The 291-nt window shown below is 56.4% G+C and carries 1 protein-coding gene; it reads left to right on the top strand.

Features of this window, described 5'->3' with window-relative positions; all coding sequences use genetic code 11:
* Positions 1 to 291 (top strand): hypothetical protein (locus AC1RO3_RS09065; RefSeq protein ID WP_481764092.1); only part of this gene is annotated, 291 nt, incomplete at both ends.

The raw sequence follows: 291 nt of genomic DNA, 5'->3' as shown, positions 1-291 counted from the left end.
GGCATCAAGTTCGCGGCCGACCAATCGCTGCTGGATCGAATCTACGCAAACTCGGTGTATCCGACGCAGGGTACGCGTCCGATGTTCAGCTCGATTCACAAGATGTTCTCGACGCTGCTGGTCGATGCCGCATTCTGGGCAATCGAGAATGATGTGCGGGGTGCCGAATTCGTGATGACGAAGGAACTGTCGAATGGTGAGCATAAGGTACAGGCAATCCAGACGCTGCCCCGCCCGCGCTCGAAGAAGACGACGAAAACCGCGCTGTTCCACGTCGAATTCGATATGGAC

The sequence above is a fragment of the Dellaglioa sp. CoH-57-MRSF-19 genome, from assembly GCF_056781975.1.
Note: the sequence above shows the minus strand (reverse complement) of the source record. Positions and strands in the feature narration are given on the sequence as shown.